The following is a 17585-nucleotide window of genomic DNA, read 5'->3' as shown; positions in this document are numbered from 1 at the left end:
CTTTCGCTCGTGACCAGCCTCACCCTCACTCCGTCCGCGGCCAAGCGCGTCGCCTGGATCGCCGAGCGCCAGGGCAAGCCGGCGGTGCTGCGCCTGTCGGTCGACGGCGGCGGCTGCGCTGGCTTCTCCTATAAGTTCGGACTGGCCGAGGGGCAGGACGCCGACGACACGGTCGCCGAGACCGACGGCGTCAAGCTGGTCGTTGATAGTGTCAGCCTCGGCCTGCTCGATGGGAGCGAGGTCGATTTCATCGAGGACCTCGGTGGGTCGGCGTTCAAGGTCCTGAACCCCAACGCGGCAAGCGGCTGTGGATGCGGGAGCAGCTTCAGTATCTAGTGCCGTCACCCTGAACTTGTTTCAGGGGTCCAACTCGTCAGCCCCGGTGCGCGCGGCGACATGGGTGCTGAAACAAGTTCAGCATGACGGTCACGCCGCACGCCGCTAAGCCTCCCCCATGAAAATCGCGACGTTCAACATCAACGGGATCCGCGCGCGGCTGCCGCGGCTGGTCGAATGGCTGGAGCGCGAGCAACCCGACGTCGCCTGCCTCCAGGAACTCAAATGCGCCGATGAGGCGCTGCCGGTCGCGGACATCGAGGCCGCCGGCTACGGCGCGGTTTGGCACGGCCAGAAGGGGTTCAACGGGGTCGCCATCCTGGCCAAGGGCGCGACGCCGGACCTGCGCCGCGTCGGCCTGCCGGGCGATCCCGACGACAGCCACAGCCGCTATATCGAGGCCGAGGTCGGCGGTGTGACGGTCGCCTCCATCTACCTCCCCAACGGCAATCCGATCGGGACCGAGAAATTTGAGTATAAGCTGCGCTGGATGGAGCGGCTGCGCGAGCATGCGGCAACGCTGCTGGCGAGCGAGCAAGCGGTGGTGCTGGCGGGCGATTACAATGTCGTCGCCGAGGACCGCGACGTGTGGTCGGCCGAGCGGATGGCGCATGATGCCCTTCTCCAGCCCGACACGCGGGCCGCCTGGCGCAAGCTGCTGTTCCAAGGCTGGACCGACGCTCTGCGCGCGCTTCACCCCCGCGACGACAAATTGTGGACCTTCTGGGATTACACCGCGGGCTGCTGGCAGCGCGACGCAGGGTTCCGGATCGACCATCTGCTGCTCAGTCCGGCGGCGACGGACCGGCTGCTTGCGGCGGGGGTCGATCGCTGGGTCCGCGGCGAGGAGAAGGCCAGCGACCATGCGCCGACCTGGGTTGTGCTGGACTAGCGGTCAGAACCCTAACGGATCGCCCGGCTGCGCAGCAGGCGGGGCGCAAGGCTGATCGCCGCGAGCAGCGGGAAGCGGCGCTGCCACGGCTTCAGTTCAATCTCGGTCCCGGCGTGGCGATTGATCTTCCACGCGATATAGTCGGCGCCGCCGGCGAAAGTCGCGCTGGCCTTGGCGAGGCGGAGGACCGACAGCGCCTTGCCTTCGATCCGGCGCCGGCGCCAGCTGGCGTGGCGACGCCGGCGCTCGGCACGGGCGGCGGCCAGGGCGGGGGCGGTGAAGCGCTCGTAACGCGCTCGGCCGGCGTCGACCACCGAGCCGCCCTTGGTCTTCTTCTCGGCGCGCAGCTCCGCCGAATAGGTCAGCGCGAAGGCGCCGCGCCACAGGTCGAGCGACGGCTGGTCGTTGGGCAATTCGGCGAGCGCCGCGCTGAGCAAGGTCGGCGCGGCGCGGGCGACGGCGGCGATGGCGCGGCCTGCGGCGGCGACGTCCGACGACCAGACCAGCCGCGACGGCTGGGCGAAGCGCGCCCACACCGAAGGGTTGCGCGTCTCGGGGCCGTTCAAGCGGTGGAAGTCGGCTTCGCTGAGCACCGCATATTTGGCGGTGAGCCCGTCATGTTCGAAGGGGAAGACGTTGGGCGGGATCAGCCGATTGGCGGTCGCCAACCAGCGCCGGTCGTAGGCGGCGCGATAGTCGGACACGATCAGGTAGAAATCGAGCATCAGCCCGTCGAGTTGGCTCTCCCGCAGACACGACCCGTAGAACAGCACCGCGCGGGATGCCCTGCCGTGTCTCGCGGCGATCGCGGCGGCCATGGCGGCGACGCGCGGGTCGACCGGCTGTTCGAGCTCGGCCCGAACCAGTTCGACCAACTGGCTCATGGGATCAGGCGGCGAGCCGGACGAAGGCGAGCGGCTGCGCCCGGGTGAGATGGATGGGCCGGTCGGTCCGCGCCTCGAAGGTCTCGCCGTCGAGGATCACGCTCGAGCGATCGCCCGAGATCTGGATTTCGTCGGCCTGCTCGACATGCACCCCGCTGAGCTTGCCCTTGACCAAGGTGCTCGACAGCATCGCGAAGATGCCGCGCAGCATCGAGACGGGGCGCTGCTCGATCGCCAGCAGCTTGAGCCGGCCCGCGCCCTCGGTGCGGATGCCGGTGCCGAGCAGCAATTTCTCGAGCGTGGTCACGGCAAGCAGTGCGAAGCGCCCGCTGATCTTGCCGTCGCGCGATACCAGCACCTGCAGCGGGGTGGGCTCGGGGGGCAAAAACTTGGCCTTGAGCCCAAACAACCCGCGGAGGATCACAGCGGCGGCGGCGAGGCCGTGGCTGACCCCGTTCGGTAGCCCGAGCGGGTAGATGCGGTTGCGGCAGTAGAGCATCGTGTCGGCGAGCCCCGCTCCGCCGAGGAACATGCCGATCACCGGGCTCTGCTCGCCCGCGCCGCAGCGCAGCGCGATGAGCTCGCGGTCGACGACATGACCGGCAAGGTCGTGCCGCGCGATCTCGAGCAGCTTGCCGAGCGCGACGACCGGATCACCGTGCGCGCCGAGGTCGAGCGCGATCAGGTTGGTCTTGCCGTTGGGAAGCACCGCCACCGGCGGGACGTCGCTGCCGAAGTGGCCGCCGTTGTGAAGCTCGGTCAGCGCGGCCTGGACGGTACCGTCGCCCCCATTGATCACCAAAAGGGCCGGGCGGACTCGGGCGATGGTCTTCATCGCCTCGCCGATCTGGCTGGCCTGCTCGACCTCGTAATGGAAAATGTCGGGATGCTCGGCGCAGAAGGCGCGGATGCGCGGCAGCTTGCTGAGGTTACCCGTCGATTTCGGGTTGGACAGGAGGGCGATGCGAACGGCCATGCTCACCCTCGCGCCGTGCTGGCGGAGGGAGTCACCGGACCCCGGATGAGGGGCTGCCGTGAAGCCGGAGTACCCGTAACCTGTCGCCTCATGAATAAGCTGACATTCAGACGCGGCCGGGAATAGCCCCAGCCTCACATTGCGGTTATGGCGCGGCTTTGCGGCCAAATGATGGTGTCAGGCAGTCTTTTTCCCGTGCGCAGCCGATGTCCCTGATCGATCGCTACATTTCCCGCTCGGTGGCGGTGCCGCTGTTCGGCACGCTGCTGCTGGCGGCGATGCTGCTCGTGCTCGACAAGATGCTGCGCCTGTTCGACTTCGTCGTGAACGCTGGCGGTCCGGTCAGCGTGGTGTGGCGCATGCTCGCCAACCTGCTGCCCGAATATTTCGCGCTAGGCATTCCGATCGGACTGATGCTCGGCATCCTGCTCGCCTTTCGCAAGCTCGCGACCAGCAGCGAATTGGACGCTTTGCGCGGGATCGGCGCCGGCTTCGGGCGGCTGCTGCGGGTGCCTTACGCCTACGCAGTGGCGCTGATGCTGCTCAACCTGTTCATCGTCGGCTGGCTGCAGCCATGGACGCATTATGGCTATGAGCGGCTGCGCTTCGACCTGCGTTCGGGCGCGCTGGGGGCCAGCCTCAAGGTTGGCGAATTCAACACGCTGTCGCGGCGACTGACGCTGCGGATCGATTCGTCCGAGCGCAACGGCACCCAGCTCCACGGCATTTTTGTCCAGGTCGACGACAAGAAGGGCAACAATGTCGTCGCCACCGCCGAGCAGGGCCGCTTCCTCAGCACTGACGACCCCGACACCATTCTGTTCCGGCTCGAGCGCGGCAAGCTTATCCAGGACAATCCGAAGTTCATCACGCCGCGAACACTCGCCTTCAACACCTACGATCTGCCGATCGCGTTGCCGCGGGTGGACACTTTCCGCGCCCGCGGCGCCGACCAGACCACGGCGATCGAAGAGAAGACGCTGCCCGAGCTTGCGCAGGCCGCTTATGGCGGCGGGGCCACCGGCCAGGCCAATCTTGTCGCCCGGGCCAACCTCCAATTCCGGCTGGTCGAGGTGATCATGATGCTGTTGCTGCCGCTGCTGGCGGTATCCTTGGCGGTCCCGCCCAAGCGCAGCAGCAGCTCGCTCGGCATCTTCGTCGGGATCGTGATTGTGGTCTCCTATCACAAGATCAACCAATATGCGCAGGGCGCCGGCGGTCGCGGACACGTGCCTCCCGAGATCGCGCTGTGGATCCCGTTCGTGCTGTTCGCGGTGCTGATCTTGTGGATGTACCGGACGCTGTCGAGCAAACCGGGCGGCCAGCCGATCGGCGCGCTCGAGCGCGGCTTCGCCAAGATCGCCGCGTCCGTACGTCGACTGCTGCCGCAATTCGGGCGTGAGACCGAGGCCGCCGCATGATCAACTTCAACTTCTTCCCGTCGAAGCGGCTGGCGTTCTATACCGGAAAGCTGTTCCTCACCCGCGGGATCGCGGTGCTGTTCAGCCTGAGCCTCGTACTGATGATGCTCAACCTGCTGAGCGAAAGCGGCAAGATCCTCGCGGTGCCGGGCAACACCAATGCCGACGTGTGGCATTATGTCGCGCTGCGGTTGCCGCAGATCGTCGCCTTCGCTTTCCCTTTCTCCTTCCTGCTCGGCACGCTGATCGTGTTCGTGGCCTTGAACCAGAACAGCGAAGTGATCGCGATGAAGGCGGCGGGAATGTCGGCGCACCAGGTGATCGCGCCGCTGATCCTGGTCAGCCTGATACTTGCCGGGATTTCGTTCGCCTTCAACGAGATGGTGGTGACCAAGGCGACCGCCGAATTGTCGGCGTGGGACGGCAACGACTATAAGCCGCTTCCGCCCGAGAGCCTGGTCACCAGCAATGTCTGGGTCACCAACGGCGACGACATGGTCCGCGCCGACCTGGTGATCGGCCACGGCGCCGCGACCCGGCTGCAGGGGGTCAGGCTCTACGACCGGCAGGGTAACAGCATCGCCCGCATCATCACCGCCGGCCGCGCGGTCCAGGTCCCCGGCGCGTGGGAGCTGCAGAACGTCACGATCTACGATTCTGCGCAGAGCCTGGTGCGCAAACTACCTGCGTTGCGCGAGTTGGTGGGAGTCGAGCCGGGACGCTTTACCTTGGCTAAGGTCGATCCCGAGACGCGCGGCATCGGCGCGCTCCAGGACAATATCGCCGAGCTTCGCGCCGCCGGACGCCAGACCGACGCGGTCGAGACCGGGCTGTGGCACAAGATCAGCGAGCCGCTGTCGACCGTGCTGATGCCGCTGCTTGCGGCGGTGGCGGCGTTTGGGCTGGCGCGCTCGGGCCAGGTGCTGGCGCGTGCGGCGATCGGCATGGCGCTGGGCTTCGCTTACTTCGTCGCCGACAATTTCGCGCTGGCGATGGGCAATGTCGGCGCCTACCCGCCGCTGCTCGCCGCATGGGCGCCCTTCTTCCTGTTCCTATTGATCGGTGAGACCGTGCTGGTCCGCTCCGAGGAGTAACGATGCTTCTGATGTTCCTGGCCGCCGCAGCGGCACCCGCGCTGATGCCTGTCAACGACACCCCCTATGGCTGGCAGATCGGCCGCCGCACCGCGCCCAAGACTTTGGTCGAATATGGCGCGCTTAATTGCCCGCATTGCGCCGCCTTCAACCAGGAGGCGGGGCCCAAGATCATGGCCGCGGTCAAGGCCGGGCGGGTGCGGTTCGAATATCGCCCGTTCCAGATCTTCCCCAATGACCCGGCGGCGACGCTGATCGCGCGCTGCGTCCCGCTCAGCCGGCGGTTCCAGTTCGTCGATGCCTATTACAAGAGCGGCCGCGAGATCGTCGCCAAGCTGCAGGCCGCCGACCAGTCGGCGCTCGACGCCGCCGGGCAGAAGGGGGACGCCGAACTCAACCGGCTGCTGGTCAAGGTTACGGACGTGAAGCCGTTGGCGGCTCGCTTCGGGCTGATCGGGGCGGCGGTCGATCGCTGCGTCAGCGATCCCAAGGGCATCGCCTGGCTGGAGCGCAGCCTCAAGGCGGCGCAGGACGCTGGCGTGACCGGCACGCCGACCTTCTTCCTCAACGGAGAGCGGATTCAGTTTAGCAGCTTCGACGACGTCGCCGACAAGCTGAAGTAAGCGGCGGCGCTAGCGCTGACGCATGGTCGAGCGGGCGAGCCGCGCGACCAGCGGCATCAGGCCGCGATGATTGGTGACATGATAGGCGCTGCCGTCGTCGAGCGCGGCCGCCAGCCGGCGGTGCGCCTCGCCAAGGTTGTGATAGGGCACGCCCGGCAGCAGGTGATGGAGGGCGTGATAGCGCAGCCCCACAGGAGCCCAGATCGCGGGCAGGGTCGCGGGCGGGGGCACATTGACGCTGTCGAGATATTGCGCGGTGACGCTCATCGGCTCGCCGTCATTCTCCCACAAATGCGCGACCAGGGTGCGGACCTGGTTCAAGAACATTACGCCGCTCATCACGCCGAGCACGATCAGGAAGGCCCGCAACGGGATGATTCCGGTCGCGGCCAGCGCGATCAGCAACAGCGCCCAGACGGCGGAGGCGATCTCGAGCCGAGCCCACAGCCGCGCGAAGTCACCCTCGGGGCGCTTGCGGCGGAATTGCGGGTTGATCTGCAGTCCCGAGAAGCGGGCCACGACGTGGTCGCGCAGGCGCGGCGACAGCAACGACAGCGGCGCCAGCATGCCGAAGCGAATCAGCATTCCCACCGGGGCGAGCGCGGCGACGATCAGGAACACCGGCAGCGTCCACGGCTTCATCAGCGCTAGCGGCAGATATTCGGGGTCGTTGGCGGTACCGTAATAGGTCTTGGCGTGGTGCTGGTTGTGGACGCCCTCGTAGAGGAAGGACGGGGCCAATAGCGGCACGCCGACCAGCGCGTTCCAGCCGAGGCGGAAGCCCGGCAGCTGGCTGTGCTTGATGTGGCTGACCTCGTGGATGAAGCTTCCCGCGCGATAGAGCGCCAGCACCGCAACTAACCCGCTCGCCCACGCCAGCCAGCCATGCAAGAGCAGCGCACCCGCCAGCGCCACATAGCCGAGCAGCGCCGAGCCGATGAGGTCGGCCCAATAGATGCGGGCATCGGGCGTGTTGAGGTCGCGGGTCAGGCTGGCGGCGGCCTTCAGCATCGCCTTGTCGTCGGCCGGGGCCGCCGGGCGCACGGCCGCGTCCGCGCCGGACGCGCGATTCAAACCGCCAGAACTGAGGGTTACCTGATTCATCGAATTTCCCGGGTCCGTGGGCAACGGACTTAGCCACAGATAGTGGCCGGGATGTGGCGCGACAATGAATGGCGCGATTAAGGGCGGCCCGGCGCCAGCGAAAAGGGCTCCGAAGCGGGTGCTCCGGAGCCCTTGTCCGTGGTGGGCGGCTCCCTTCTCGAAGCCGCCGGCCCTTAGCCGCGCTCGGGTGCGGGCGGCGGCGGCGGCGGCGGGGGCGGCGGCGCCGGACAGGCGTCGGTCGCCAGGATTACCGACCCGTCGGGGCAGGTCTGCGTCGCCGGCGCCGCGGGAGGTGGCGGAGGCGGCGGGGGCGGCGGCGCTGCCGCGATCACCACCGGCGGCGGCGGAGCGAAGTTGACGATGCCCTGCAGGCCGAAGGTGCGCGGCGGGTTGAAGTTGGCATAATCGCCGATCACCGCCGCATTGGCGTTGGAGCGGCGATAGATGTGCGCCTCGTTCAGCAGGTTGCGCGACCACAGGTTGAGCGTGCCCTTGACGCCCGGCGCGAGCGGAATGTCGGCCAGCGCGATGCTGCCGTTCACCACGAAGCTCTTGTCGGTCAGCACGTTCTCGGCCTGGAAGCTGTACTGCCGACCGGCGTAATTGCCGTCGAGGTGCACGCGCAGCTTGGCGCCGAGGTAGTCGTTCGCGTTGAGCGGCACCTCGATGTCGCCGAACACCGAGCCGGCATGGCGCGGGGTATAGACGGTGAAGACCTGGGTGATGACCCCGAAGTTCGGACCCGCCAGCGGGTTCGGCGTCGGCGGCACGCTGATCTTGGTGTAGGCGTAGGAGGCACCCAGCGTCAGGCCGGTGATCGGACGGACGGTGAGGTCGGCCTCGATGCCCCTGATCTTCGACGTCCCCGGCGCGTTGACCGTTTCCTCGGTGTGAAGGTTGTAGGTCGGGCTGACCGCGCCGCTCGGCAGGAACTGCGTCGTATCGACGAAATCGAAGTCGATCTGCGTGTTCTTGCGATGCATCAGGTAGGCGGCGAGATTGAGGCGCACATGATGGTCGAGGAAGTCGGTCTTGGCGCCGAGTTCGTACGACTTGACCGATTCCGGATTGAACTGGCGGAAGGTGCCCGAGCGGGCGTTGGCGCCGCCGGCGCGGAAGCCCGAGGCATATTTGGCGTAGAGATTGATGCCCGGCGCCGCGTCGAGGGCGACGATCGCGAGCGGATCGAAGCGGCCGTTCTTGTAGTGCAGCTGATAGGGGACGGCGACGCCGTTGATGATCGTCAGCGCGCCGTCGCGCTTGTCATGGCTGTAGCGGCCGCCCGCGGTGATGTGGAGTATGTCGAACCCGGCGGGGGTGAAGGTCGCCTGGCCGAACACGCCGTAGCTCTTGCCGATCGCGGCGCTGTTGCGCTGGAGGAACCAGTAGCGGCGATCCCAGCCCTGGTTGCTCGAGGTGATCGGCCCATTGGGGTTGGGCGGAAACTGGTTGACGAACGTGTAGGCGGTGCCGTCGACGTTCCACTGCTCGGGATTCGGGGTCGCCGCCAGCTCCGAGACGTGCTCGTTGAAGTAATTGGCGCCGAGCACATAGTCGAGCTGCGGGACGCTGCCGACGATCTGGAATTCCTGGCTGAACTGGTGCTGGTTGAGCTCGGACAGGCTGTAGCGGCCGAACTGCCCGTTGGGCGCGAAGGCGCTGCGGTGAGCGCCGGCCGAGCCGTCCCACTGCACCGTGTTGACGCCGCGCCACGAGGTGATCGAGCGCAGCTCGAGCGCCGGCGACAGCTTGTAGCGGATGGTGCCCGAGAAGCCGTGGGTCTTGTCGACGCTCGGCTGCTGGATCACGCCTAGGTCGGCGGTGTCCTGGCGGTTGTCGCCACTGACGTGCACGAGGGGCGACAGCGGCGCGATGCAGCTCGAGCAGGCAGCCGGCGCGGGGCCGGAGACCGTGCCGGGCGTGGCCAGCACATATTTGTTGGTGGTGGTGTTGAGGACGTAGACGCCGACCGTCCGGCCAAGCGGATTATAGTCGATGAGCTGGCTATAGAAGGGCGTATTCTCGTCCTTGGCCTGGTCGTAGGCGACGTCGATGGTCAGCCCGTCGACCGGCTTCCAGCGCGCGGCGACGCGGCCGCCGACGCGATTGTACTGGTTCCAGCCGGCCTGGCCCGAGGCGGGGTTCTTGGTCGTCGGATCCTGGTGCTGATAGACGGCATCGACTTTGACCGAGAAATTGTCGAACGCCGGCAGGTTGAGGTGAAGCTCGCCCTCGCGCCCGCCATAGTTACCGACGCCGGCCATCACCCGCCCGCCGAACACGCCGGTCGGGGCGGCGGTGACGATGCTGAGCGCACCGCCTTCGGTGTTGCGACCGAAGAGGGTGCCCTGGGGACCGCGCAGCACCTCGATCCGCTCGACGTCGAACAGCGCCGCGTTGAGGCCCTGCGAGCGGCCGAGATAAACGCCGTCGAGATAGATGCCGACGCCCGGCTCGCGCGCGGTCTGGTTCTGGTCGAACGGGACGATGCCACGAATGCCGATGGTCAGCGCCGACTGGCGCGCCTCGAAGGTGGCGACGCGCAAGGACGGGACCGAGCCGTCGGCGAGGTTGATCAGGCTCTGGACGTGCCGCTGCTGGATCGCCTTGGGGTCGACCACGCTGATCGAGATCGGCGTCTTCTGAAGATTAGTCTCGCGGCGGGTGGCGGTGACCACGATGTCGCCAAGGCCGCTGCTGTTGCCGCCCGGCGCCGCGGCGGTGGTCGCGATCGAGCCGGGAGCGTCGGTGGTGACCGCGGTCGGATTAGGAGTGTCGGACTGCGCCGGCTGGCCTGGCGTGGTGGTCGCGTCGGTCGCCGGTGCGACGGTGCCCGGCGGCGGGGTGACCGGCTGGGTCTGCGCCAGCGCAGGGACAGCGACGCCGGCCAGCAGCAGCGCAATCGCGGAATGACGAAGGACGGCCGGCGAATTGCCGCCGGCCCGAGCGATGTTCGACATGATTTCGAGTTCCTTGAGCCCCCACCACTTCGCGGCGGTTGCAAGCTCTCTAGAAACGAGTCGCGTCAGAAATGTTGCAGTTGCGCGAAGGACAAGAGAATCGAACTTGCGTCATGCAAGTAATTGTTCTGCAACAATCAAGTCACCCAGTCAGTCTTACTTTGCCTGTCACAGAAATTTCATGCTGCAGAAGCGCAAGTGACTTGGCGGCTTGCTTGAAGCCCGGGCCATGGCCATGTCCGATGCAGCCACCGACAGGGGTGACGACCCGGCGCTCCTGCGCTTTGCCGACCTGTCGCTCGACCCTACGCGCTTCAAGGCGTGGCGGAACGGGCGGACCATCCTGCTCAGCGCGCTGCAGGTGCAATTGCTGTCGCTGATGATGGCGCGACCGACCCATGTCTTCAGCCGCGACGAGCTTGAGCAATTGCTGTGGCAGGGGCGAACGCTCGAGATGGCCAATCTGCGGACCTGCTTCCGACGGCTGCGGCAGGCGCTCAACGCCCCCGGCGAGCGCGAGCTCATCGGCAACGTCCGTCAGCAAGGTTACGTTTTGTACGGCGACGCCGCCGCGCTCTAGGCGGCCCGCCCCGCGCCCGCTAGCAGGGGGGGATGAGCCTCGCCATTCGCCCGGTCACGACCGCCGCCGACCGCCGCCGCTTCGTCGATCTCCTGTGGGACGTCTATCGCGACGACCCCCATTGGGTCCCGCCCCTCAAGGATGAGGAGCTGGGGCTGATCGACCCCAGGAAGAACCCCTGGTTCGAGCATGCCGAGGCGGCGCTGTGGACGGCGGAGCGGGACGGCAAGGTCGTCGCCCGGATCAGCGCGCAGGTCGACCAGCTGGTTCTCGAGCATATGGGCGCTGGGACCGGCCAGATCGGCATGTACGAAGCGCTTGAGGAAGAAGCGGGCGCCCAGCTTCTCGTCACCGCCGAGCAATGGCTTCGCGACAAGGGCATGACCCGCGCGCTGGGACCGATCAGCCTGTCGATCTGGGACCAGCCGGGATTGTTGGTCGAGGGCTATGACGAGGCGCCGACCGCGATGATGGGCCACCATCGCCGCGAGTATAAAGGTTGGTGGGAAGCCGCCGGCTACGCCAAGGCCAAGGACCTTTACACCTACGAGCTCGACATCCGGATCAGCTATCCGCCGCTGCTCGACCGGCTGATCGAGAGCGGCAATCGCAACCCGCGGATCCGGCTGCGGCCGGTCGACAAGAGCCGCTTCGACGAGGAAGCCGCGCTGATCCTCGGGCTGCTCAACGATGCCTGGTCGGACAATTGGGGGTTCGTCCCGCTGACCCCGGCCGAGATCGCCTACGCCGGCAAGAAATTGAAGCCGATCATCTTCGAGGATCTGGTGGTGGTGGCCGAGGTCGACGGTGTGCCCAAGGCCTTCATGATCACCATCCCCGACATCAACGAACTGATCCGCGACCTCGACGGCAAGCTGTTCCCGTTCAATTGGGCCAAGCTGCTATGGCGCCTGCGCAAGCCGCGTGTCCAGCGGATGCGGGTGCCGCTGATGGGGGTCACCAAGGATCTGCAGGGCAGCCGCCAGGCTGGGCAGCTAGCCTTCATGATGATCGAGCATTGCCGCAAGGCGAGCGTCAACAAATATGGCGCGACCCATGGCGAATTCGGCTGGGTGCTCGAGGACAATCAGGGCATGATCTCGATCGCCCAGTTGCCCGGCGCCTGGGTCAACAAGATCTACCGGATCTACGAAAAGGCGCTGTAGGATTGGCGGTCAGGCTGCCTGGCCGTGATCCTGCTGCGGCGGATTGCGGCCGAGCGCGGTAACCACCGCTTGGGCGAGGCCGCTGACGGTGAACGGCTTGCGTAGCAATTCGTAGCCGACCAAATCCTCGCTCTCGCCTTCGCCGACGTAACCGGTGACAAACAGGATGGCGGTCTGCGGCCGGCGCGCCTTCAATTCGCGAACCAGCTCGGGGCCGGTCATCTCGGGCATGATCACGTCGGAGATGACGAGGTCGAACGGCTGGCTCTCGAACAATCGAATCGCTTCCGCGCCGCTGTCGCAGGCGACCGGCTGGTAATCGAGGTCCTCAAGCGCACCGACGGTCGCGGCGCGGACCCGGGGATCGTCCTCGACCAGCAGGATGCGTGCGCCGGGCACGCTGGGATCGGCAGAATCGCGCTGGTTCATCGCGGGGTGCATCCTCACCTCGGCCGACGCGCCGGCTGCCCGCGGCAGGAGGAGCGCGACGGTCGTGCCCACGCCAACTACAGAATCGATCGTCACCTCGCCGCCCGACTGGTGCGCGAAGCCGAAGATCTGGGACAGGCCTAGGCCCGTACCCTTGCCAACTTCCTTCGTCGTGAAGAACGGCTCGAACGCGCGCTCGATCACCTCGGGGGTCATGCCGCAGCCGGTGTCGGTGACCGCGAAGCGGACATAGTCGCCCGCGTCCAACTCGCCGACCTCGCCCGCGGCGAGCGCGACATTGCGCGTACTGATGGTGAGGTCGCCGACCCCGTCCATCGCGTCGCGACCGTTGACCGCCAGGTTGAGGATCGCATTTTCCAGCTGGTGCGGGTCGACGAAGACGGGCCAGCCGTCGGCCGCGGCGTCGACTTTGACCCGGATCCGCTCGCCCAAAGTGCGGTCGAGCAGGTCAGACATGCCGCCAACGAGATCGCCCGCTTCGACCCGGGCGGGGAGCAAGGGCTCGGCGCGGGCGAAGGACAGCAGGCGGCGGGTCAGCGCCGCGGCCCGCGTCGCGCCCTCCATCGCGTTGGTGAGGTGAAGCTGGACCTCGCTGCGGGGACCGTTCAGCCGCCGCCGCGCAAGGTCGAGCCCGCCGACCACCACCGCGAGCATGTTGTTGAAGTCGTGCGCGATGCCGCCGGTGAGCTGCCCCACCGCTTCCATCTTCTGGACTTGGCGAAGCTGCGCCTCGGCCGCCTCGCGCTCCTCGGCCTCGGCTTTCAGCGCTTGATAGGCTTCGCTCAGCTCGACCGTGCGCAGGGCGACCGCTTCCTCGAGCGTGTCGGCCTCGCGCCGCGCGCGGAGGTTCTCGCGCCACGTCTGCAGCGCCAGCAGCCCCAGCGTGATCGCCATGATCCCGCCGAAGATGCCGAGCCACGACAGATAGTCGGTCAGCCGGTCGGCGCGGCCCGAGAAGATCTGCGTCTGCCGCATCGAGGCGCGCAGGACACCGCGCTCGGCGCTGGCGATCTCGGCCAGCTTGGCGCGGAGTTCGGGGCCGGTCGCCGAACGGCTGGCGGCATAATAGAGGGGAACGCCGCCCTGTTCCTGCTTGGCGCTGGCAGCCTTGGCGGCGGCGCCCAGTTCGAGGCCGCGCTCATTGTAGAGCGCTTCCAACTCGGTCACCCGAATACGCTGCTCGGGATCGCGTTTGACGAGGCCGTGGAGCTGATCGAGCTGGTAGCCGGCGAGGCGCCACTGATCGGCGTAGATCGCGCCCGTGCCTTGTGGCGAGGTGTCTTCGTCGAGCACGAAGCGGCCGAGCGCCGCTTCCGACCGCGACAGCGTCGCGTCGAGCGAGCGGACGAGCAAGGTCACGTCGTAGGCATGGCGCTCGCCGGCCAGCGCGAAGTCGCGGGCCTGGTTGGCGAGTGTCACCAGCAGCACCATGCCGAGCAGGATCAGCGTTGCGATCAACGCTCCTGCCGCGACACCGCCCCGCCGCCAGTCGAAGCCATTCCCCTCAGGCGTCATGCATCAGACTCTAGGCGGCCCGACTCGCGCGCGCTACCCCTCCGTTCAGCCGGGTGCTGGTAAAGTCGAACGATGCGGATCATTTGCCTTGTCTTTATAGCGCTTTTTGCCGCGCCGGCGCTGGCTGCCGACCCGGTCGTGCAGACCCCGGCGGAAGCGCTCGCGGCCGACGCGGCAAGCTATGCGACCGCGCACGGGGTCACGCCCGACGAGGCCGAGCGCCGGCTGCGGCTGCAATTGGCGAGCGTCGGCGCGGCCGAGCATCTGCGTACGCAATTCGCCGACCGCCTCGGGGGGCTGTTCGTCGAGCATCGGCCTGAGTGGCGCCTGGTCGTCCTGCTGACTGGCGATGTCCCGTCGACCCGGCTGCTGCTGCCGTCGGGCGGGATGCAGGTGCCGGTTGAGTTGCGCGGCGGGGCAGGCGCGACCCGCGCGGCCGTGCTGGCGGCGCTCGACGCCCACCGGCGAGAACTCGCGACGGCGGTCCCCGGGGTGCGCGGCATGGGTGCCGACCCGCGGACCGGCACGCTGTTGGTCTTTCAGCGGGCGGCGGATTCACTCGCCCCGGTCGCCGACAGCGAGGCGCGGCTGACTGCGATTGCCGGGGTGCCGGTGCGGATCCGCCTGATCAGCGGGACCATCGCCAATGCCTCGGCCACCGGGGGCGGACGAGTGGTCGGGCCTTCGGGCGGACATAATTACATCTGCACCACGGGCTTCGTGGTGACCGCGGGCAACAACCGCGGGATCACTACCGCGGCGCATTGCCCCGACCAGTTGAGCTATCGCGGGCCCGACGGCGAGGAGCGTCTGCTGACCATGGTCGGCAGCTGGGGCGCGGGCGCGCGCGACGTCCAGGTGATGGCCGGGAGCGGCGGCGGTCCGGCGCTGTTCTTCGCCGATACTGCCAAGACGATCGCGCGGCCGGTGACCGGCTGGCTGACCCGCCCGATGACCCGCGCCGGCGACTGGGTGTGCAAGCGTGGCGAATTGTCAGGGGCCAGCTGCGCCGAAATCGAACTGACCGACTTCGCCCCGCCCGGCGAATTGTGCGGCGGGCTCTGCTCGGCAAGCTGGGTGACGGTGAGCGGCCCCGTCTGCAGCAAGGGCGATAGCGGCGCGCCGGTTTACATCGGGACGACGGCCCTGGGCTTGCTCAAGGGCGGGGCCTTCGTCGAGAACGATGGCTGCGCCTTTTATTATTACATGAGCCTCGACTATCTGCCGGGCGAGTGGCGGGTGGTGCGTAGCGAGGTGCCCGATTTATCGAAGTCGTCTGCGGCGCGTGGCGGGACGACGCCGTAGGAATCATCAGCGCGACGGCGCGGCTTTCGGTGCGGTGCAACCACTGTCGGCGTCGGAGGGCCGCTTGCAACGCGGTTCGGCGGGCGCGGCCTCTGCCGGCGGGCTGGGGGCGGTCTGGACGAACACCATCGGCGGCGGCGGGGCCATTACCACACCGGTCACCTCTGCGGTGATCTTGAAGGTGATCACGGTCAAGACCGCTGCGAGGCCAAGGCTGACGACCTTCCAGCGGGTCGGCGGCGGTTCGGCATGGATCTCCGCCATGTAGGCGTGATGCGGCTGCCAGCTCGGCCGATGGGGAGGGTAGCCATGGTCGTCGCCGCTTGGCGGAGTGGTAAAGACCGGCCGCGAATGGCGAGCCCGGCGCTGATGATCGTAGGCCGCGCGCTCGTCGGGATCGCCGAGACAGGCATAGGCCTCGTTGATCGCGGTCGCTTTGCGCGCCGCTTCGTCGGTCCTGTTCACGTCGGGGTGATAGAGCCGCATGAGCTTGCGGTAGGCGAGCCGGATGTCCGCTCCCTCGGCGCCCGGATCGACCCCGAGGATCGTGTAATAGTCGGCAGCGGCCTCCACCTCCGTGCTGATAACGGTCATCGCCTGCGCATTCAACGCCGACGGCTGGCCGTCTCGAATTACCCAATAATGGTTACATTGCGGTCAGTTGCGGAACGGGAGGCAGCGGCGAGAGGTTCACGTGTGACCGCCCAAGAGGACCCTCTCCATGACCGATCGCCCCGTTCCGCCGACCACCACCGATGCCGGCATTCCCGTCCAGAGCGACGAGCATTCGCTGAGCCTTGGTCGCGACGGGCCGCTGGTCCTCAACGACCATTACCTCATCGAGCAGATGGCCAACTTCAACCGCGAGCGGATCCCCGAGCGGCAGCCCCACGCCAAGGGCTCGGGCGCCTTCGGTCACTATGAGACCACCGCCGACGTCTCGAAATACACCAAGGCCAAGATCTTCCAGCCGGGCGCGAAGAGCGAGGCGGCGGCTCGCTTCTCGACCGTTGCGGGCGAACGCGGCAGTCCCGACACCTGGCGCGACCCGCGCGGCTTCTCGGTCAAACTCTACACCGAGGACGGCAATTTCGACATGGTCGGCAACAACACGCCGGTCTTCTTCATCCGCGATCCGCTCAAGTTCCAGCACTTCATCCGCAGCCAGAAGCGCCGCGCCGACAACGGCCTGCGCGACCATGACATGCAGTGGGATTTTTGGACGCTGAGCCCCGAAAGCGCGCACCAGGTCACCTACCTCATGGGCGACCGCGGCATTCCCAAGAACTGGCGCGAGATGAACGGCTACGGCAGCCACACCTACATGCTGATCAACGAGGCCGGCGAAAAATTCTGGGTCAAGTTCCATTGGCTGACCGACGTCGGCACCGAGAGCGGCGATGGCTATCTCGACCAGGACGAGGCCGACCGGCTGGCGGGTGTGGATGGCGACTATCACCGCCGCGACCTGTTCGAGCATGTCGCCAAGGGCGAATATCCCAGCTGGACGCTCAAGTGGCAGGTCATGCCGTTCGAAGAGGCCAAGACCTACCGCTTCAACCCGTTCGACCTGACGAAAGTCTGGCCGCACGGCGACTATCCGCTGATCGAGGTGGGCAAGCTCACGCTCACCACCAACCCGGTCGACTGGGACACGCAGATTGAGCAGCTGGCGTTCGAGCCCAACAACATGGTGCCCGGCGTCGGCCTGTCCCCCGACAAGATGCTGCTCGCGCGCGGTTTCGCTTATGCCGACGCGCACCGCCATCGGCTTGGCGTCAACTACAAGCAGATTCCGGTCAACGCGCCCAAGACCGAGGTCCACAGCTACTCGCGCGGCGGCGCGATGCGGGTCGTGAACGCGGTCGACCCGGTCTATGCGCCCAACAGCTATGGCGGTCCCGCGGCGCAGCCGCAGGTCGGCGGCGAGGCGACCTGGTACGCCGACGGCGAGATGGTCCGCAAGGCCTATACGCTGCGCGAGGACGATGATGATTTCAGTCAGCCGCGCGCGCTCATCCGCAACGTGATGGACGATGCGCAGCGCGAGCGGCTGGTCCAGAACATCGCCGGCCACCTTGCGGACGGCGTCAGCGAACCGATCCTCCAGCGCGCCTTCGATTACTGGCGCAAGATCGACGAGGAGACCGGGCGCAAGGTCGAGCAGGCCGTGCGCGACCTGCTCGGCGGCAAGTCGCAGGAAGCAGGCATGGCCTCGGCCGAAGCGATCCGCGAACCCGAGATGGCAAAATGATCCGGCGGCGCGGCGGGCAAGTGGG

At 67.2% G+C, this 17585-nt stretch carries 15 protein-coding genes; 9 read left to right on the top strand and 6 right to left on the bottom strand.

Translation table 11 applies throughout. From position 1 onward, the window contains the following. The first annotated feature begins 9 nt into the window (after positions 1-9). Complete coding sequence (gene erpA, locus GCU42_RS08295) at positions 10-336, top strand: iron-sulfur cluster insertion protein ErpA (RefSeq protein ID WP_114227076.1); 327 nt, start codon at positions 10-12, stop codon at positions 334-336. A 118-nt stretch (positions 337-454) separates the two neighbouring features. Beyond that, a complete protein-coding gene (locus tag GCU42_RS08290; RefSeq protein WP_114227075.1) occupies positions 455-1228 on the top strand; it encodes an exodeoxyribonuclease III in 774 nt (257 codons plus the stop codon). A gap of 11 nt (positions 1229-1239) precedes the next feature. On the opposite strand, the gene GCU42_RS08285 is transcribed toward GCU42_RS08290, so the two are convergent. Both GCU42_RS08285 and GCU42_RS08280 read right to left on the bottom strand, forming a co-directional pair. Further along, positions 1240-2112, bottom strand: a complete 873-nt coding sequence (locus tag GCU42_RS08285) for a hypothetical protein (protein WP_114227074.1) — start codon at positions 2110-2112, stop codon at positions 1240-1242. A 4-nt stretch (positions 2113-2116) separates the two neighbouring features. Further along, the gene (locus tag GCU42_RS08280) at positions 2117-3088 is read right to left on the bottom strand and encodes a diacylglycerol/lipid kinase family protein (RefSeq protein WP_114227073.1); all 972 of its coding nucleotides are present in this window, start codon (positions 3086-3088) and stop codon (positions 2117-2119) included. A gap of 206 nt (positions 3089-3294) precedes the next feature. Between GCU42_RS08280 and lptF the strand changes: the two genes are divergently transcribed. Genes lptF through GCU42_RS08265 form a run of 3 tightly spaced genes read left to right on the top strand, consistent with a single transcriptional unit; the run spans position 3295 to position 6226 of the window. Then, a complete protein-coding gene (gene lptF, locus GCU42_RS08275; protein WP_114227072.1) occupies positions 3295-4509 on the top strand; it encodes an LPS export ABC transporter permease LptF in 1215 nt (404 codons plus the stop codon). Next, on the top strand, positions 4506-5603 hold the full coding sequence (lptG, locus tag GCU42_RS08270) for an LPS export ABC transporter permease LptG (RefSeq protein ID WP_114227071.1): 1098 nt from the start codon (positions 4506-4508) through the stop codon (positions 5601-5603). The genes lptF and lptG overlap by 4 nt, the downstream gene beginning before the upstream one ends. Before the next feature lie 2 nt (positions 5604-5605). After that, positions 5606-6226, top strand: a complete 621-nt coding sequence (locus tag GCU42_RS08265) for a DsbA family protein (protein WP_114227070.1) — start codon at positions 5606-5608, stop codon at positions 6224-6226. 9 nt (positions 6227-6235) lie between these two features. On the opposite strand, the gene GCU42_RS08260 is transcribed toward GCU42_RS08265, so the two are convergent. Together GCU42_RS08260 and GCU42_RS08255 are read right to left on the bottom strand one after the other, a co-directional pair. Next, positions 6236-7330 carry a fatty acid desaturase family protein gene (locus tag GCU42_RS08260; protein ID WP_114227069.1) on the bottom strand — a complete coding sequence of 365 codons (1095 nt, stop codon included), beginning with the start codon at positions 7328-7330 and terminating at the stop codon, positions 6236-6238. A gap of 173 nt (positions 7331-7503) precedes the next feature. After that, positions 7504-10290 (bottom strand): TonB-dependent receptor, encoded by a 2787-nt coding sequence (locus GCU42_RS08255; RefSeq protein ID WP_240309382.1) that lies wholly within the window; start codon positions 10288-10290, stop codon positions 7504-7506. 235 nt (positions 10291-10525) lie between these two features. Between GCU42_RS08255 and GCU42_RS08250 the strand changes: the two genes are divergently transcribed. Both GCU42_RS08250 and GCU42_RS08245 read left to right on the top strand, forming a co-directional pair. After that, positions 10526-10870 carry a winged helix-turn-helix domain-containing protein gene (locus GCU42_RS08250; protein WP_162789181.1) on the top strand — a complete coding sequence of 115 codons (345 nt, stop codon included), beginning with the start codon at positions 10526-10528 and terminating at the stop codon, positions 10868-10870. A gap of 32 nt (positions 10871-10902) precedes the next feature. After that, positions 10903-12036 (top strand): N-acetyltransferase, encoded by a 1134-nt coding sequence (locus GCU42_RS08245; RefSeq protein WP_114227067.1) that lies wholly within the window; start codon positions 10903-10905, stop codon positions 12034-12036. A 9-nt stretch (positions 12037-12045) separates the two neighbouring features. Here the strand turns inward: GCU42_RS08245 and GCU42_RS08240 are convergent, their stop codons facing one another. After that, the gene (locus GCU42_RS08240) at positions 12046-14001 is read right to left on the bottom strand and encodes a response regulator (RefSeq protein WP_114227066.1); all 1956 of its coding nucleotides are present in this window, start codon (positions 13999-14001) and stop codon (positions 12046-12048) included. A 138-nt stretch (positions 14002-14139) separates the two neighbouring features. Here GCU42_RS08240 and GCU42_RS08235 point away from each other — a divergent pair, with 138 nt between their 5' ends. Then, positions 14140-15306, top strand: a complete 1167-nt coding sequence (locus tag GCU42_RS08235; RefSeq protein ID WP_114227065.1) for a chymotrypsin family serine protease — start codon at positions 14140-14142, stop codon at positions 15304-15306. 6 nt (positions 15307-15312) lie between these two features. Here the strand turns inward: GCU42_RS08235 and GCU42_RS08230 are convergent, their stop codons facing one another. After that, on the bottom strand, positions 15313-15900 hold the full coding sequence (locus GCU42_RS08230) for a J domain-containing protein (protein ID WP_114227783.1): 588 nt from the start codon (positions 15898-15900) through the stop codon (positions 15313-15315). 127 nt (positions 15901-16027) lie between these two features. Here GCU42_RS08230 and GCU42_RS08225 point away from each other — a divergent pair, with 127 nt between their 5' ends. Beyond that, positions 16028-17560 carry a catalase gene (locus GCU42_RS08225; protein WP_114227064.1) on the top strand — a complete coding sequence of 511 codons (1533 nt, stop codon included), beginning with the start codon at positions 16028-16030 and terminating at the stop codon, positions 17558-17560. The last annotated feature ends 25 nt before the right edge of the window (positions 17561-17585 follow it).

It is taken from the genome of Sphingomonas ginsengisoli An et al. 2013, from assembly GCF_009363895.1.
Taxonomy (GTDB): domain Bacteria; phylum Pseudomonadota; class Alphaproteobacteria; order Sphingomonadales; family Sphingomonadaceae; genus Sphingomicrobium; species Sphingomicrobium ginsengisoli.
This window is presented reverse-complemented; position numbering and strand designations above follow the sequence as displayed.

What these genes read in the sequence shown, in the direction of transcription:
- GCU42_RS08285 (WP_114227074.1), bottom strand. Translation starts at nt 2,112, where the DNA reads ATGAGCCAGTTGGTCGAACTGGTTCGGGCCGAGCTCGAACAGCCGGTC.
- GCU42_RS08250 (WP_162789181.1), top strand. Translation starts at nt 10,526, where the DNA reads ATGTCCGATGCAGCCACCGACAGGGGTGACGACCCGGCGCTCCTGCGC.
- lptF (WP_114227072.1), top strand. Translation starts at nt 3,295, where the DNA reads ATGTCCCTGATCGATCGCTACATTTCCCGCTCGGTGGCGGTGCCGCTG.
- GCU42_RS08230 (WP_114227783.1), bottom strand. Translation starts at nt 15,900, where the DNA reads ATGACCGTTATCAGCACGGAGGTGGAGGCCGCTGCCGACTATTACACG.
- GCU42_RS08240 (WP_114227066.1), bottom strand. Translation starts at nt 14,001, where the DNA reads ATGACGCCTGAGGGGAATGGCTTCGACTGGCGGCGGGGCGGTGTCGCG.
- GCU42_RS08260 (WP_114227069.1), bottom strand. Translation starts at nt 7,330, where the DNA reads ATGAATCAGGTAACCCTCAGTTCTGGCGGTTTGAATCGCGCGTCCGGC.
- GCU42_RS08245 (WP_114227067.1), top strand. Translation starts at nt 10,903, where the DNA reads ATGAGCCTCGCCATTCGCCCGGTCACGACCGCCGCCGACCGCCGCCGC.
- GCU42_RS08265 (WP_114227070.1), top strand. Translation starts at nt 5,606, where the DNA reads ATGCTTCTGATGTTCCTGGCCGCCGCAGCGGCACCCGCGCTGATGCCT.
- GCU42_RS08290 (WP_114227075.1), top strand. Translation starts at nt 455, where the DNA reads ATGAAAATCGCGACGTTCAACATCAACGGGATCCGCGCGCGGCTGCCG.
- GCU42_RS08225 (WP_114227064.1), top strand. Translation starts at nt 16,028, where the DNA reads ATGACCGATCGCCCCGTTCCGCCGACCACCACCGATGCCGGCATTCCC.
- GCU42_RS08280 (WP_114227073.1), bottom strand. Translation starts at nt 3,088, where the DNA reads ATGGCCGTTCGCATCGCCCTCCTGTCCAACCCGAAATCGACGGGTAAC.
- GCU42_RS08255 (WP_240309382.1), bottom strand. Translation starts at nt 10,290, where the DNA reads ATGTCGAACATCGCTCGGGCCGGCGGCAATTCGCCGGCCGTCCTTCGT.
- lptG (WP_114227071.1), top strand. Translation starts at nt 4,506, where the DNA reads ATGATCAACTTCAACTTCTTCCCGTCGAAGCGGCTGGCGTTCTATACC.